Here is a 14,804-nt window from a genome sequence, read left to right as displayed (position 1 = left end):
AGCCCGACGCTCACCCGAGTTTGAAACATTTCTAAACACACTCGCTCAAGAATTGTTGTACGACGTCGTATCTACTATGTTCGACTGCGCTCGTTCTCACAAAAAAAATAAATGGAGATACCCTCTATGACGAGCATTCCTTCCGTCGAAGGCCAGGCTGCGGTGCCCGCACAAAATCGATTTTCCCGAATACTCAAACTGCTGGGCCCCGGAATCATCGCCGTACTGTCCTGGCTGGGCGCAGGTGACCTGATCACGTCGTCCGTGGCCGGTGCCAATTACGGTTACGCAATGATGTGGGTGCTGGCGGTCTCTCTGCTCTTGAGATACCTGATCGTCAACATCATCGCTCGCTTCCAGTTGTGCAATAACCAGGGCATGACCATCCTGCAAGGCTATGCGCAGCTGAATCCCTTTTTCGCCTGGTTCATGCTTGTCTACGCCCTGTTGATGGGGCACTTGATGAACGCCTACATGATCAAGGGGGCGGGTGAGTCGCTGGCGATGCTGTTGAAAATCGACCAGCCCCTGCTGTGTTCACTGGCGGTGGTACTCGCTGTGTGGATGCTGGTGGGTCGTAATATTTATTCGATGATCGAAGGCGTGATGAAGGTGCTGCTGGCGATCATGACCCTGGCCTTTATCGCCTTGGCCGTGATGTCCGGCCCCGATGTCGTCGGCATCGTCAAAGGCACCATCGGCTTCAGCATCCCGCCGGATGAAGGCGTGCATGGCGCGCTGCTGGTGGCGGTATCGGTTATCGGCGCGGTTGCAGGCTCCATTGCCAACTTCGTGCATCCGTATGTCATGCGCCAAAAGGGCTGGGTAGGGCCGCAACACAAGCGTGTTCAACGTAACGATTTGCTGTTTGCGGTGTTCGTCGGGATCGTCATCAACCTCGCCATCTGGATCGTCGGCGCGGAAATCCTGCGTCCCAATGGTATCGAGGTAAAAACCCTGGGCGACCTGGGCAAGGCCTTGGAAATCTTCTTCGGTCCGATTGGTTGGTATGTGTTCTTCATCGGCGTGTTCGCGACACTGTTTGCCAGTATTTCCGGTAAGACCACGGCGTTCCCGATGCTGATTACCGATGCTTTCCAACACGTTCTCCCCAAGCGTCGCGAGAAGTACGGAAAAGAGTTTCACCATGATCCGATGCATAAATGGTTCATGCTGTTCATCCTCGTGACGCCATTGATCTGGTCGCTGCCAGGCATGCCGGATTTCGTGACCCTGACCATTGGTGTCAGCGCGTTGAACATCATTGGCTTACCGGTCATTTCCCTGGGCCTGCTGATCATGTCCAACCAGAAGTCGCTGCTGGACAAGAAGTATCGCAACAACCTGTTTGAAAACATCGCGCTGCTCTTTGCGACAGGCCTCGCGCTGTGGGTCGCCTTCCAGTTGGGCGTCGATCTGTTTACCTGACACCGAGCCGCCGAGGGGACGCAACGTCTCCTCGGCGGCCAACGTTCAGTCAGTCACAGACCCCTGCGGTATTCTCCCGGCGAAACTGTCCACCAGGCTCGCCACCACCATCACGCCCATCCGCGTGCGGGTCTGCAGCGTCGCACTCGCGCGATGGGGCTGCAGTACCACTTTCTCGTTGGCAAACAGTGTCTCGGGGACGTTCGGTTCATCGACAAACACATCCAGCGCCGCACCCGCGATCTCACCGGCGGCAAGCGCTGCCACCAGATCGACCTCGTTGACCAGCTTGCCCCGCGCCACGTTGATCAGATACCCGTCCTTGCCCAGCGCCTGCAGTACCTCGGCATTGATGATGGCTTCAGCCTTGTCGGCAGCGGCCGCGAGAATCAGTGCATCACTGTCGCGGGCCAGTTGGCTCAAGTCGGCGATGAAGGTGTGGTTCACGTCGCTCATTGGTTGCAAATCGGTGTAGCTGATCGGGCAACCGAACGCCGCGGCGCGGGTCGCCACTGCACGGCCGACCCGTCCCATGCCGACGATGCCGATGCGCATGCCGGACACTTGGCGCGCCAACGGCAACGGGGCCAACGGTGTCGGGCTATGGGGCCATTGGCCCGAACGCACGTACCGATCACTGGTGCACAGACCCCGGCACACGGCAATCAACAAGCCGATGGCCAGGTCGGCGACATCTTCGGTCAGCGCGCCGATGGTCGCGGTCACGCGGATCCCGCGGTCCCTGGCGTATGCCAGATCCACCGCATCGGTGCCCACGCCGTTGACCGCCACCACTTCCAGCTTGGGCAGTTGCGCCATGAGTGTCTGACTGATGCCGGTATGCCCGCCGGTGATCACCCCGCGAATGTTCGCGCCGTGTTCCTGCAAATAAGCCTGCTTGTCGGCCTGCTGGAAGTAGCGTCTGACGGTAAACAGCTCATCGAGCCGCGCGTTGATGTCGGGGATCAGGATCGGGCTGAGCTGCAAGACTTCTGGCTTCATGTAAACCTCGTGTAACGGAATAAAAAGGCCGGTTCAACCGCGACCGGCAAACGGCATGGCGCTGGCCATGACGGTCATGTTCAGGACGTTCGCCTCCAGCGGCAGGCCGGCGATGTAGCGCACGGCATCGGCCACGTGCTTGACGTCCACCATCGGCTCCACGGCGATGGTGCCGTTCGCCTGGCGCACGCCTTTGGTCATGCGCACCGACATTTCGGTCAGGGCGTTGCCGATGTCTATCTGGCTGCAGGCGATGTTGAATTCGCGCCCGTCCAGGGCCAGGGATTTGGTCAGCCCCAGCACCGCGTGTTTACTGGCGGTGTAGGCGCTGCTGAACGGTCGTGGGGTGTGGGCGGAGATCGAGCCGTTATTGATGATTCGCCCGCCCTGTGGCTGTTGCCGGCGCATCAGTGCGAAGGCTCCACGGGCGCAGAGGAAAACGCCGTTGAGGTTGGTGTCGATCACGTTGCGCCACTGCTCGAACGTCAGCTCATCGAGCGGCACGGCAGGGGCGTTGACCCCGGCGTTGTTGAACACCACATCGAGGCGTCCGTAGACCTCGGTGATGGTGGCAAACAGCGCATCGACACTGGCCGGGTCGCGCACATCAGTGGGCACCGCCAACGCTTCGTGTCCTTCGCTGAGCGCCCATTCGATCAATGCCTGCAATGGCTCCGGTCGGCGTCCGGCCAATACCAGGGTGAACCCGTCGGCCATTAGCGCCAGGGCCACGGCGCGGCCGATTCCACTACCGGCGCCGGTGACCAGGGCTACTTTCAAAGGACTGTTCATGTGTTTCTCCTTGTTATTCGAGAGGGCGTGTGTCGGGTTCAAGGTCGCTGGCCGACGCGCATTTCCAGTTGGCCGATGCCGTCGATCCCGGCGTTGATGATGTCGCCTGGTTGCAGCGCATCGACGCCTGCCGGGCTGCCGGTCATGATCAGATCGCCGGCCCGGAGCGCCACCGACTGAGAGATCCGGCTGATGATTTCACTGACTGACCAGATCTGGCTGTCGAGGCTGTCGCGTTGGCGTTCTTCGCCGTTGACGTTCAGCCACAACTCGCCGTCCGGGTGTCCGGCGCGAGTCACTGGCACGATGGCGGTCATCGGCGCGGCGCCGTCGAACACTTTGGCACCTTCCCACGGCAAACCATTGCTTTTGGCCGTGCGCTGGACATCACGACGGGTCAGGTCAAGACCGACGGCATAGCCCCAGACATAGGCCCGCGCCTGACTCTCCGGAATATTGGCGCCGCCTTCACCGATGGCCACGACCAATTCGATTTCGTGGACAAACTCTTCGGTCAACGGCGGGAAAGTCACTTCACCCGCCGCATCCACCACGTTGCTCGCCGGTTTCATGAAGAACACTGGCGGCTGGCGGGACTGGCCTTGGGTGTCTGGCCAAGGGTAGTTGCGGCCGACGCAAAATACCCGGCCAACGGGAAAGCGCTGCTGGCTGCCGGCAACCGGCAAGGTCACGGGTAGATCCGGGGTAAACACATACTCAGTCATCGTCATTTTTGTAGTCGTCCTGTTAGAAGCGTCAGCGTACGGCGGCAATCTTTTGCGAAGTTGGACGAATGCCGCCTCGTGTTGGAGAAAAACGGTTTCTTGGCTCAGCGCGCCTTGAGTTCGATGCGATACAAGCGACCGAGCAGCAACGAATAGGACAAGGTCCCCATCAGCGCCACACCCCCAATGAACCAGAAGGCGTAGGCAAACGAGCCTGTCGCGTGGACGATGCCGCCAATCACAATCGGGGTAACGATCCCGCCGATGTTGGCTGCCAGGCTGGTGACCCCGCCGGTCAGTCCGATCAATTCCTTGGGCGCGACTTCCGACACCGCCGCCCACGACGACGAAGCGATTCCCTGGGCGAAGAAGGCAATGGTCAGCACCGCAATGCAGATCACGTTCGAGTCGGTGAAATTCACCAGCACGATCGACATGCCCAGCATCGAGCCGACCACCAATGGCAACTTGCGGGCAAAGGACATTGAGTAACCACGGCGAATCAGCAGATCGGAGATGATGCCGGCGAGCAAGATGCCGACCGTTGCACCCACGAACGGCAACACGGCGAAGACCCCGGCCTTGATCATGGTCAGCTTGCGTTCTTCGATCAGGTACGTCGGGAACCAAGTCAGGAAGAAGTACAACGCCGAGGTGCTGGCGAACTTGCCGATGCAAATCGCCCAGATCTGCCGATAGCTGAACAACTCGGCGATCTGCCGCCAGTTGAACTTGGTGCGCTCCTGACTGCTCTTGACCAGTCCACCCCCGGCTTCGATGTACTTCAATTCTTCCTGGCTGACGTTCTTGCAGCTCAGCGGATCACGGTACAAGTAGAGCCAGATCACACCGAACACAATGCCGAGCAGCCCGGTACTGTAGAACACATGACGCCAGTCATAGGTCGTGGCCAGCCATAACAGCACACCGGTAAACAGTGCCGTGCCCAGATACTGGCCGCACACGTAAATGCTGCTGGCAAGGCCTCGTTCGCGGGCCGGGAACCACACCGTGACCGCTCGGCTGTTGGCCGGAAATGCTGGAGCTTCCATGGCGCCGACGGCCAGGCGCAGCCCGAACAGCGAAGCGAATCCTGTGGCAAAGCCTTGGCACACGGTAACCGTCGACCAGCTGATCAGTGATACACCGTAGGTGAACCGGGAACCGAAGCGATCGGCGATGAACCCGGCGGGGACCAGGGCGAGTGCGTAGGTCCAGGCAAACGCGGAAAAAATCAGGCCCATTTCGATCTTGTCCAGGCCCAGATCCTTGGCCATGAACGGTGCGGCAATCGAGATATTTACGCGGTCGATGTAGTTGATGATGGTCGCAATCAGCAGCAATGACAGCATGAACCAGCGCCGCCGCGTCGGTAGTCGCTGAGGCAACAGGGCGTCCCGGGCGCCGGCGCTCACCGACGGCGCGGTGGACGGAGAGGTTTGCGAGTTCGACATGAGTAGACCTTTTTATTGTTAGAAGAATCGAGATGTTCGCGCGCAGCCGAAGCCGATGCCCCGAGTGTCGGGGCAGAGCAATCGCTACTTGAATGAGAGGCGCGGACAGCCGCTGTCAGGCGCTCAGATACGCCTTCGGATCGGCTCGATCGGGGGAGGGTTGGCGAGGGAAAAAAGCAGGTTCATCACGAGCGCACCTTTTGATTGTTTTTGGAAGGGTCGGGCTGCATTGGTTGTTACAGTGGTCGTACAACCTCTCAAAATCAACGGAGGCGTTAGATCGTTTTTTCTCCTGTAAAAGGCGATCAATGCAGGTGTCCAAGAAAAATCAAATCAGCTCATTTCCTTCGTTATGCTTTATTCGATTCATAAGTTGATGTTTTTAAGAGATTAAATATTTTTGCGTGCTCGTAGTTTTTTGGACAGACGACACATCACACACGGATACAATTAATTCTCTGTATTTCGCTGTCATCCTATGACGTGTTGAAGCCAGCGGTGTCTGCCTTCACAATCACCGAGGTCGCCGCCTGCGTCGCGGCGCGATGACAACCTGTCCATGTACCTGTCGAGGATCCTCAGGCGATGTCGTCACCGAGTCGAGTACCCACTTACGGCATGCAACAACGCAGCGAATTGACGGACTTTTACATCCGCGACAAAAAGGGCCGGCGCGCCGAAACCAGCCCGCATCGCCATGAGTATTTCCAGATCCAGGTCAACCTCGGTGGCGATACCGTGCAGCACATCGGCAACGTCGAACGTCCGTTTCCGCGCAATACGCTGGCCTTCATCCTGCCGCATCGCGTGCACGTGATTCCGCATCCGGCAGACAGCAACTTCATGGTGATCAATTTTTCCCAGACCTTCCTGCTGCCGCATTTGCAGTGCGACCCGATGGATCTGGAGGAAGTCTCGATTCTCCTGGCACCCGAGTTGTCGCCGTTCCGCTTCCAGGAACATCTGGATTTCATTCTGGGCGATGAGGACTTCCGTAAAGTATGCGGCTTGATCGAACAGATGCGAGTCCTGGATGAGAACCGTCAGTTTGGCACCCGCGAAATGCTCAAGGGGTTGTTGTTGCAACTGGTGGGGAGTGTTTGTGCCTTGTATGCCGAGCCGCTCAAACGGTTGGCCGAAGAGAATGCCGCCGAAGTCAGCCGACGCGATGCGCTGAGCAGGATGTCCGAGTACTTGCGCAAGAATATTGCCGACCCCGATCTCAACCTGATCAAGGTGGCTGCTGCGACTTACCTGTCACCGACGTATCTGACGCACTGGTTGCGCAAGGAAATCGGCAAGACCTTCACTGAGCTGGTGCTCGAGCGCAGGATGCACGCGGCACGCAATTATCTGCTCAATGGGACACGACCGGTGGGGGAGGTGGCGAGGTTGTGCGGTTTCGCTGACGAGGCTTATTTCTCCCGACGCTTTCGCCAGATACATGGCCAGCCACCTGGGCAATTCAGACGTCAGCAACTTAATCCCGATACTCCGCAGTCACCGTCCAACACGTGATCGACAGCTGTGCGCAGGCTCGCACGGGCCAATGGCTCTCCGTTTTCGTCTTCTAGCTGAACACCGGCGACTATCAGTTCGTCATAGGCCTTCTCAATGTCCGGGGGCGAATAGCAGTGGCGATATATCATCTCCTCACCCGAGGAGTCAGTGAAAGACAAGGCCGCGATCGCCTGGCCACTCCAGGACGCGCCTTACGGATCAAAGGAGTTTGGTATCTGCGATTGCAATGGCTACTACCTTGTGTTCAAGCAGATTTCGGTAGCCAGAAAAAGCGTTGAGCCTTCTCGCTATTCGGAGCGTCAGTGCGGCTATCAATGACGGTGAGTGACTGCTTTTGGCTGTGGATTCAATCGGTCCATGCAACAGATTTGCTAAATCGTTCAGCGGACGCTTCTCGATGCTGAACCTGCGTAACTGACGTCTTCAGTTTGATAACAATGTTCAAATGGCTTGAAGCAGAACCCAGTAGCTTGCCTTGGGATTTCTCCTTTTTTGCTCTTGAAACGCCCCAAAAACAAGTCCTGAATCGAGTCTTTTCCTGCTTTGGAGAGAAAAGAAACCCCTTAGATTTCAATGGGTCGGACGCTGGATGAGAGTTTCGTTTCCCACTCCAATCTCTTGATTGTTTTCACTGTATCGTCAATCTGTCTTCACTCGCGCCGCGTTTTGCCGCAACTGGTCTAGGTAGTTTGCCCATTGTTGAGCAGCCTCCCGGCGCTGCACCAGCAGTTGAGCACGCGCATACACAGCGCCCAGCGCCCCTGGCATTCGGTGGGATAATGACAGTTCGAGCACGATGGGATCGATACCCAAGTGCTCGTGGGCAATGGTCCGGTAGGTGGCACGAAAGCCGTGTGCAGTGATGTCGTACTCCGGCCAGATACGCTGAAATGACTTGAGCATGGAGGTCGGATTGATTGGTCGACCCGGATAGACCGGCGAGACGAACACCCAGCCTTTGCCCTCTGCATCCACCACGCGGGTTTTATGTGGCTCGCGCAACAGGACGAGAGCTTGCTCGGGTAAAGGCACGATGTGCTTGCTCTTGTCTAAGTGCTGGGTCTTGCTGACCACGTAACGCCAATCGGCACCCACCAAGTCAACGTCTTCCCAACGCATCTGCACCAGTTCGCCAGGGCGGACCGGCAACATCACCAGCAGGCGCATCGCGGTGGCAACGCTGCCGTCGTTGCAATCATCCAGGCGTAGAAGCAACCTTCCCAAATCCGCTGGCCTTTCGATCGCTGGATTGCTGGTCACGACATGGCGGATTTTCAACTCCTCAATGTTACTAAGCGCCACATTGCGTTCCACCCATCCGCGCCCCTCGGCAAAGCCCAGGACGGCACGGATGATGGTACGCACGCGCCGGGCCATGGCCATGGTGCGCTGGCGGCGCAACTCCGTAATGATTGTGGTGATGTGCTCCAGCTTGATCTCGCTAACCGGTTTTTTACCAATCGCGGGCAAGATGTGGTTGTTCAGCGCTCCGTTAAACCCCGAGATGGATTTGGTCACCAGTTCGGCCGACTTGAATGACAACCATTGCTCGGCCACGTACGCGAAGGTGCGCTCTTCATTAAGCAACTGTGCCTCGATTTTGGCGGTCTTGGCCTTGAGCGGGGCGGTGTGATTAGCCACGTCGCGCCGCGCGCCGCGAGCAATGTCGCGAGCCTCCTTCAGGCCGATATCGGGGTAAGCGCCGATGGAGAAGCGGTTTTCCTTGCCGTGCAGTCGATACTTCAAGCGCCAGAACTTGGAGGGGGCTTTGCCGGCCTTGCTCGACGCCCTCACCTCCAAGTAGAGACCAGGGACTTCGCCGTCAGCGTGTTTGCCGGGTTCGGTCAGCGAGCGGATCAAGGCATCGCTGAGTTTTCGTTTGAAAACAGCCGCATTATCTGGGGGCATCGGTGGGGGCATCCTTTTTAAGGATCCGAAATTTGCCCCCAATTATGCCCCCATAAGCTGTGGAATCCATTGGATTTAGACAGGCGGCAGTAGACTGAAATTACCAATAAGTTATTGTTATATAACAATTATATGGAGCTTGGTGGAATTCCATTACAAGCTATCGGGGTCCCCGAAGAACATCTGAATCCGCGACCTTAACCAACGCTCACCCGGATCATTATCCTGCGACCCACGCCAAGCCATGTGCAGCTCAAAACTGCGCACCGGCAACGGCGGATCCTCTGCCCGAACACCACCGGCGGCGGTCAACGCTTCAGCGGTGTAGTCCGGGACGGTAGCCACGATATCGGTTCCGCTGATCAGCGTGCTCAACCCATTGAACTGCGGCACTGCCAGCACCACATGCCGTTTTCGCCCCAGCTTCTCGAGCTCTTCATCTATAAAGCCGCTCAGGTCGCCCGCGAACGAAACCAAAGCGTGGGGGCGGGCGCAGAAATCATCCAGGCTCAATGGGCCCGGCACCGTGTCGGCCCGCAACAATTTCGGCATGCTGCGACGCAGTACTTTGCGCTTGGCGTTGGCCGGCAGGTCGGCGGTGTAGCTGACGCCGATGGAAATTTCGCCCGACGCCAGCAGGCTCGGCATCAGGATGTAGTTGGCCCGACGCACCACCAGCACGATCCCCGGCGATTCCGCGCGCAAACGCTTGAGCAGCATCGGCAGCAGCGCGAATTCAACATCATCCGACAGACCGATGCGGAATACCGTGGTGCTGGTCGCCGGGTCGAATTCCGCCGCACGGCTGACCGCGGTGGAAATCGAATCCAGGGCCGGCGAGAGCAGGGCGAAGATTTCCACCGCCCGGGCGGAAGGCTCCATGCTGCGGCCGGTACGCACGAACAACGGGTCATCGAACAGCCCGCGCAGGCGCGAGAGCGCCGCACTGATGGCCGGCTGGCCGAGGAACAATTTCTCCGCAGCGCGGGTCACGCTGCGTTCGTGTGCATCAGTGTTTCGAAAACGATCAACAGGTTCAGGTCGACACGACGCAGGTCATTACGATTCATCTGGAGTCCTGGCAGATTCAGCAAACTTGACGTGAGCGGCTATATGAGAAGAATGGCCGGCATGAATCTTACGGGCAAAGACTGGTACTCTGCACAGGGTAATTCAGTTTTTTCTGAAAGGCTGCTTCGGTTTTTTACGGCATTGGATGATGTCGCCGTCGCTGCGGAATCAATGACAGGCATGTCGACTATTAATAGCCACTGATGGTCTTGGGTAGAAAGCCCAGATAGAGTTCGGGGCATTAGAGGTTAATTTGACGAGGTTTGCGATGTCCCGCACGATCCGTTTTCACAAGTTTGGTCCAGCCGAGGTGCTCAAATGCGAAGAGCATGCGGCCGCTCTGCCTGCGCCGGGCGAAGTGCAGGTGCGCGTCGAAGCGATAGGCATCAGTTGGTACGACATTCTGTGGCGCCAGAACCTGGCCTCGTCCCATGCTCGTCTGCCTTCAGGCCTGGGTCATGAAATGGCCGGTGTGGTCACGATGGTCGGCGAGGGCGTTGATGACCTGGCCGTCGGTGACAAGGTCGCCAGCTTCCCGGCCGAGAGTCCCAACGACTACCCGGTTTATGGCGAACAGATCGTTCTGCCGCGCTCGGCGCTGACCCGCTACCCGGACGTACTCAGCCCGATCGAAGCCAGCGTGCACTACACGCCGCTATTGATCGCTTATTTTGCCTACACCGACCTGGCGCGAGTCAAACCTGGGCAATTTGCGCTGGTGACCGACGCCAGCCACTGCGCCGGTCCGTCGTTCGTGCAATTGGGCAAAGCCCTCGGTGTGCGAGTGATTGCTGCGACCAAAACTTCGGATGAGCGTGAGTATCTGCTGTCCCTGGGCGCCGAAAAAGTCATCGTCACCGAAGAACAGGATCTGCTGATGCAGATCAACAAGATCACCGATAACCGCGGCGTCGATGTGGTGTTCGATGGCCTTGGCGGACCGCAGATGTCACTGCTCGGTGATGTGCTGGCGCCTCGCGGCAGCCTGGTGCTCTATGGTCTGCAAGGGGGGAACCAGACGCCATTCCCGGCCTGTGCGGCGTTCCAGAAGAACATTCAGTTCTTCGTACACTGCATCGGCAACTTCACCGGCAAGCCGGAGCTGGGCATCATCCAGGATCAGGCCGCACTGCAACGTGCCCTGCGCGACATCAACCAGTTGACCGCGGACCATGTGCTGCTGCCGCTCAAAACCCGGGTGTTCCCGTTTTCCGAATTTGTCGAAGCCCACCGCTATATGGACGAATGCCCATGTCGCGAACGGGTCGCCCTACAGGTCGAACCTGCCTGAGCCCTTTCTCTGCAGAGTCCGTGAAAGCACGGACTCTTCTGCTGGCAGTCACTCCCAAATGAGACGTCCATCGATCTGTCGGTGGGCCGGTTCAGCAACTGAACTGGTTTTTGCTCTCAATCTGTGTCTTCTAATCATTATATAAGCCCTGATAATTGAATGATTAATTTCATCTCAAGGAAAGAGTCATGGCCGAGTATCAGCCTGAAACTCCTCAATGCGCGCCGGCAATATATGCTCAACAAATAATGCAGCGCCGCTCAGTTGTCTTACATTCATGGACAACTTCTTTCTTTATTTCTTGTGCTAAGTGTCTGTGGGACGCTGTCGGAAATTTCCTAGGAAAACGCTTGGGGGCGCAAGACGCCCGCTCTCCGGGGTGTTGCGCCGATCTTGATCTCCTTGGGGTACCTGCAACGTTCAATCATTTCAAATAATTACACAATGCTTAAGTGCTAGCATTTGAATAACGGCACTGGCACTCCATTCATGACAAACAACTTGTTGCGCAATACACCCCGTTATTGGCGCGGCATTGAATTTATGAGTCACAGGTAAATAAATGATGACCGCTACCCATGATCAGGCAATGAACTATGTTTATCAGCAAATGCTGCAGCGCTTGCTGGGTTTTTTCTCTCGCGCCGAACGCACGGCATTGCAATTGCTGATTCAGCGCCTGGTGATGTCCGCAGGAGGTTTGGAGCGTATCAGCGATTACAAGGTGCTGGCGATCCAGTCCGGGTCCCGCGACAGTTGCTACACCCTGGCGCTACTGCGCGCCGCGCAGCTGAGTATTGCCGGCCGGGCACCGGCGACGTTTCAACTGCGAGTGGCGACCTTGCGCTTGAACGGTGCGGCCTCGACGGCCCTGGAAAACATCCATCGCAGCTGCAGTGCGTTGTTTCTCTACGACGATCCCAGGGTCGAAGTGTTGATGGTCGATAATCGTGAAGTCCTGCCGTTCAACCATCTGGCGCCGATCTCCGAAGCCGGTCGCGAGTCGAATCGGCTCAATCTGCTGATGGTCGGGCACCGCCGTGCCTGGGACGGACCGCTTGATCTGTGGGATGACGGGTATCTGGCGACCGGCGAGTTTTACGGACAAATCGCCCGCTGGGACAAGGGTGTCGATGCATTGATCAGTAGCGATACGCCCCGTCGGCAGAAGCAGTTTCTCGAGGGATTGATCCGTGCAGCGGCCAAGGCCGGGCTCAAGGCATCGGACCATCATGAAGCGGGCTATGAGGGCTTGTTCGCGCGACTCGATGAATTGGGCAGCGATTGCTACCGCGAGTTTTATCCTGAGTCTGCCCAGGCGGCGTGGCGTCCCGCCGAGCATTTTGAAGAATGTCGCCGCACAACCTTCATCGATATTCACGACATGCTGGTCAGCAACCTGGAAGAGCGCTGGCCACTGCTCACCGATTTCCTCGGGTTTCAACCTGATGAGTTGTCGGCTCAGCTCAGTGATAACGACTACGTCAGCCTGTCGATATCCGCGCATCTTCGTGGCTTGCAAGCGTGCTATGCACAGGGTCGTACCTACGAGGCGGGCGTCAGCGAGTTCTTGCAGCGGGCGCTGGTGATGATGCGGCGTAAACAAGTGCCAGAGCGCTTTTGCGAACAGGCAATGGAGACGTTCGGCAACCCTGTGACAATGATCGACCAGCGCGCACTGGCGGCGGTCGAAGCACAAAAGAACCTCGGTTTGAGCGAGGCTCAACTGGTGTGTCTGCTGTTCGCCCCTTTTGTCGATAACGGCGCGGCGCTTGAGCATTTTCTTCGTCAGTGCCATCCCGGCATGCTCGTGGCGTTGCCGGACTTGCACCGGGCAATGCAGGGCGGTCCGGCACCCGAGCAGGTTCTGCAGTGGATGGTCGATGTCAGCGGGTTGCCTGTAAGTCTGATCGGTACGCTTTACCGCATGGGGCCTGTGGTTCGGGATGAGGGCAGGGGGCTCGGCATGGAAAGCGGCGAAGTGAGTGCGCACGCTGAAGTCGTGGAACCTGACAGTGAAACGACTGTGGCTGGCGAATGGTCGACGGGCCGGTGAAAGTGCCAGGTCTGACGGATTCAGCAAGGATGCGTCACGACGTTCGTAGCCTGTTCGGCCGTTACCCATGAAAGGACCACGAGATACCGATTTTGCGTACCAGGCGGTGTACCGTTACCTGACTAATCTGATCAATGAGCCGGGCAGTGACGTGCAAGTGCGCCTGCCCTCATTGCGACAGTTGGCGCACCGCCTGAGTGTGTCGATCTCGACCATTCAGTACGCCTATTCGCTGTTGGAGAAGGAAGGGCGCGTCTATTCGGTGGCCAAGTCCGGCTACTACGCCGTACCCGTATCCTCAATAGGCATGCCCGGCCGCGGCAAGGACTTGCTCGAAACGGTTTATGTCAACGCCAGACGTCCCGGTATGCTGGTGCTGAGCGCCGATGAGCCGGCGTTATTACAACCGCTGGATAGCCCGTTGCTGTTGCTGGAGAGAGAACTGCTGCGCCAGTACCCACGCCAGCCACAACCGTCTTCGCAACCCTGCGGCGAACTGGAGCTGCGCACAGCCCTGGCGGCGCGTTACACCACTTCGCCGACACGTTGCTGGCATGCCGATGATGTCTATATCGGCGCCGACCTGCGGGGAGTCCTGGAAATATTGATCGCCGCTCTTGGCCTCAAAGACGCTGTGGTGGTGGTCGAATCACCGTGCGACTGGGGCATTCTGCGTCTGCTCCAGGATGCGGACGTGCGGGTGATCGAGCTGCCGTTGCAAGCCGATGATGGTCTGGATCTGGAGAAGTTGCAGGAACTGCTTGAGACCGAGCCGGTGCGACTGGTGATGCTTTCATCGGGGCTGAACATGCCACGAGGCAGTGTGGCGCCCGACAGCAACAGGCATTCCGCCGCACAGCTGCTGAAACGACATGGCAGTTGGGTACTGGAAAACGATTGCTATGGCGAGCTTGAGTTCGAGCCGAACGGCCTGCGATTTCGCGATCTGCTGGACCCGGATCGGCTGATCGTGTTTTCCACATTCGAGAAATTCATCGGGTCGGAGGCGCCCTTCGGCTATCTGCTGTCGCGACAATTGCGTGCCAGATTGCAGCGGCACTTTTTGCTGCGCGCTTTCCGTTTGTCGTTGATCCGTCAGAAAGCCATAGCGCGGCTGTACAGCAACGGACGCATCGATCAACACCTGGTGGTATTGCGTCGACTGCTCAAGGAACGCATGGTGCAGATGACACAGTTGCTTGAAGAGCGACTGCCCGACGCGCTGCACTTCGTTGAACCCCGAGGCGGGGCGACGATCTGGATTCGCTCGTTGCGCCAGGTCGATGTGCATCGAGTGTTCGAGCGTTTGCTCAAGCAGCATGTGGTGATTGCTCCGGGAGAATTGTTCAGCTTGCAGGGCCTGCACGGGCAGCATTTGCGCCTGAGTCATACCGTCGGTGGTCACCACGACCTCGCCGACGCGCTGGGACTGTTGGGGGATGCCTTGCGCCTGGAATCGATCGACTGAGCGACGACGCCAATCATCCTCGGAACCTGACAATCGATAACATCGCGCCAGGAGCAAACTGTCAGTAAACTGCGTGCTATTCCCGAAC

The 14,804-nt window shown here is 57.9% G+C and carries 10 protein-coding genes and 2 pseudogenes; 5 read left to right on the top strand and 7 right to left on the bottom strand.

The features are described from left to right. Positions 1–126 precede the first annotated feature (126 nt). The gene (locus tag PSH65_RS16560) at positions 127–1,428 is read left to right on the top strand and encodes an Nramp family divalent metal transporter (RefSeq protein WP_305421312.1); all 1,302 of its coding nucleotides are present in this window, start codon (positions 127–129) and stop codon (positions 1,426–1,428) included. A 45-nt stretch (positions 1,429–1,473) separates the two neighbouring features. On the opposite strand, the gene PSH65_RS16555 is transcribed toward PSH65_RS16560, so the two are convergent. The 4 genes from PSH65_RS16555 to PSH65_RS16540 form a co-directional block, all read right to left on the bottom strand. Next, complete coding sequence (locus PSH65_RS16555) at positions 1,474–2,430, bottom strand: 2-hydroxyacid dehydrogenase (RefSeq protein ID WP_305421310.1); 957 nt, start codon at positions 2,428–2,430, stop codon at positions 1,474–1,476. Positions 2,431–2,463: 33 nt separating this feature from the next. Continuing rightward, positions 2,464–3,222 (bottom strand): SDR family oxidoreductase, encoded by a 759-nt coding sequence (locus tag PSH65_RS16550; protein ID WP_305421308.1) that lies wholly within the window; start codon positions 3,220–3,222, stop codon positions 2,464–2,466. A gap of 38 nt (positions 3,223–3,260) precedes the next feature. Continuing rightward, on the bottom strand, positions 3,261–3,953 hold the full coding sequence (locus PSH65_RS16545; protein ID WP_305421306.1) for a fumarylacetoacetate hydrolase family protein: 693 nt from the start codon (positions 3,951–3,953) through the stop codon (positions 3,261–3,263). A 98-nt stretch (positions 3,954–4,051) separates the two neighbouring features. Next, positions 4,052–5,401, bottom strand: a complete 1,350-nt coding sequence (locus PSH65_RS16540; RefSeq protein ID WP_305421304.1) for an MFS transporter — start codon at positions 5,399–5,401, stop codon at positions 4,052–4,054. 585 nt (positions 5,402–5,986) lie between these two features. Between PSH65_RS16540 and PSH65_RS16535 the strand changes: the two genes are divergently transcribed. Continuing rightward, a complete protein-coding gene (locus PSH65_RS16535) occupies positions 5,987–6,919 on the top strand; it encodes an AraC family transcriptional regulator (RefSeq protein WP_305421302.1) in 933 nt (310 codons plus the stop codon). Between the two features lie 8 nt (positions 6,920–6,927). Here PSH65_RS16535 and PSH65_RS16530 read toward each other — a convergent pair. The 3 genes and pseudogenes from PSH65_RS16530 to PSH65_RS16520 all read right to left on the bottom strand — a co-directional run. Next, a pseudogene (locus tag PSH65_RS16530) lies at positions 6,928–7,068 on the bottom strand (methylmalonyl-CoA epimerase); the annotation flags it as partial. A 493-nt stretch (positions 7,069–7,561) separates the two neighbouring features. Further along, positions 7,562–8,830 (bottom strand): integrase arm-type DNA-binding domain-containing protein, encoded by a 1,269-nt coding sequence (locus PSH65_RS16525; protein ID WP_305427004.1) that lies wholly within the window; start codon positions 8,828–8,830, stop codon positions 7,562–7,564. A 153-nt stretch (positions 8,831–8,983) separates the two neighbouring features. Next, positions 8,984–9,900: pseudogene (locus PSH65_RS16520) on the bottom strand (LysR family transcriptional regulator). A gap of 269 nt (positions 9,901–10,169) precedes the next feature. Here PSH65_RS16520 and PSH65_RS16515 point away from each other — a divergent pair. The 3 genes from PSH65_RS16515 to PSH65_RS16505 all read left to right on the top strand — a co-directional run bounded on the left by PSH65_RS16515 (position 10,170) and on the right by PSH65_RS16505 (position 14,716). Continuing rightward, the gene (locus PSH65_RS16515) at positions 10,170–11,192 is read left to right on the top strand and encodes a zinc-dependent alcohol dehydrogenase family protein (RefSeq protein ID WP_305421300.1); all 1,023 of its coding nucleotides are present in this window, start codon (positions 10,170–10,172) and stop codon (positions 11,190–11,192) included. 565 nt (positions 11,193–11,757) lie between these two features. Beyond that, a complete protein-coding gene (locus PSH65_RS16510; RefSeq protein ID WP_305427003.1) occupies positions 11,758–13,248 on the top strand; it encodes a hypothetical protein in 1,491 nt (496 codons plus the stop codon). A 67-nt stretch (positions 13,249–13,315) separates the two neighbouring features. Further along, entirely contained in the window at positions 13,316–14,716 is a 1,401-nt protein-coding gene (locus tag PSH65_RS16505) for a PLP-dependent aminotransferase family protein (RefSeq protein ID WP_305421298.1), read from the top strand. Positions 14,717–14,804 lie beyond the last annotated feature (88 nt).

This window comes from Pseudomonas sp. FP603 (assembly GCF_030687415.1).
Lineage (GTDB): Bacteria > Pseudomonadota > Gammaproteobacteria > Pseudomonadales > Pseudomonadaceae > Aquipseudomonas > Aquipseudomonas wuhanensis.
The sequence above is the reverse complement of the archived record's forward strand: the minus strand, read 5'-3'. Positions and strand labels throughout refer to the sequence as shown.

What these genes read in the sequence shown, in the direction of transcription:
- PSH65_RS16560 (WP_305421312.1), top strand. Translation starts at nt 127, where the DNA reads ATGACGAGCATTCCTTCCGTCGAAGGCCAGGCTGCGGTGCCCGCACAA.
- PSH65_RS16555 (WP_305421310.1), bottom strand. Translation starts at nt 2,430, where the DNA reads ATGAAGCCAGAAGTCTTGCAGCTCAGCCCGATCCTGATCCCCGACATC.
- PSH65_RS16550 (WP_305421308.1), bottom strand. Translation starts at nt 3,222, where the DNA reads ATGAACAGTCCTTTGAAAGTAGCCCTGGTCACCGGCGCCGGTAGTGGA.
- PSH65_RS16545 (WP_305421306.1), bottom strand. Translation starts at nt 3,953, where the DNA reads ATGACGATGACTGAGTATGTGTTTACCCCGGATCTACCCGTGACCTTG.
- PSH65_RS16540 (WP_305421304.1), bottom strand. Translation starts at nt 5,401, where the DNA reads ATGTCGAACTCGCAAACCTCTCCGTCCACCGCGCCGTCGGTGAGCGCC.
- PSH65_RS16535 (WP_305421302.1), top strand. Translation starts at nt 5,987, where the DNA reads ATGTCGTCACCGAGTCGAGTACCCACTTACGGCATGCAACAACGCAGC.
- PSH65_RS16525 (WP_305427004.1), bottom strand. Translation starts at nt 8,830, where the DNA reads ATGCCCCCAGATAATGCGGCTGTTTTCAAACGAAAACTCAGCGATGCC.
- PSH65_RS16515 (WP_305421300.1), top strand. Translation starts at nt 10,170, where the DNA reads ATGTCCCGCACGATCCGTTTTCACAAGTTTGGTCCAGCCGAGGTGCTC.
- PSH65_RS16510 (WP_305427003.1), top strand. Translation starts at nt 11,758, where the DNA reads ATGACCGCTACCCATGATCAGGCAATGAACTATGTTTATCAGCAAATG.
- PSH65_RS16505 (WP_305421298.1), top strand. Translation starts at nt 13,316, where the DNA reads ATGAAAGGACCACGAGATACCGATTTTGCGTACCAGGCGGTGTACCGT.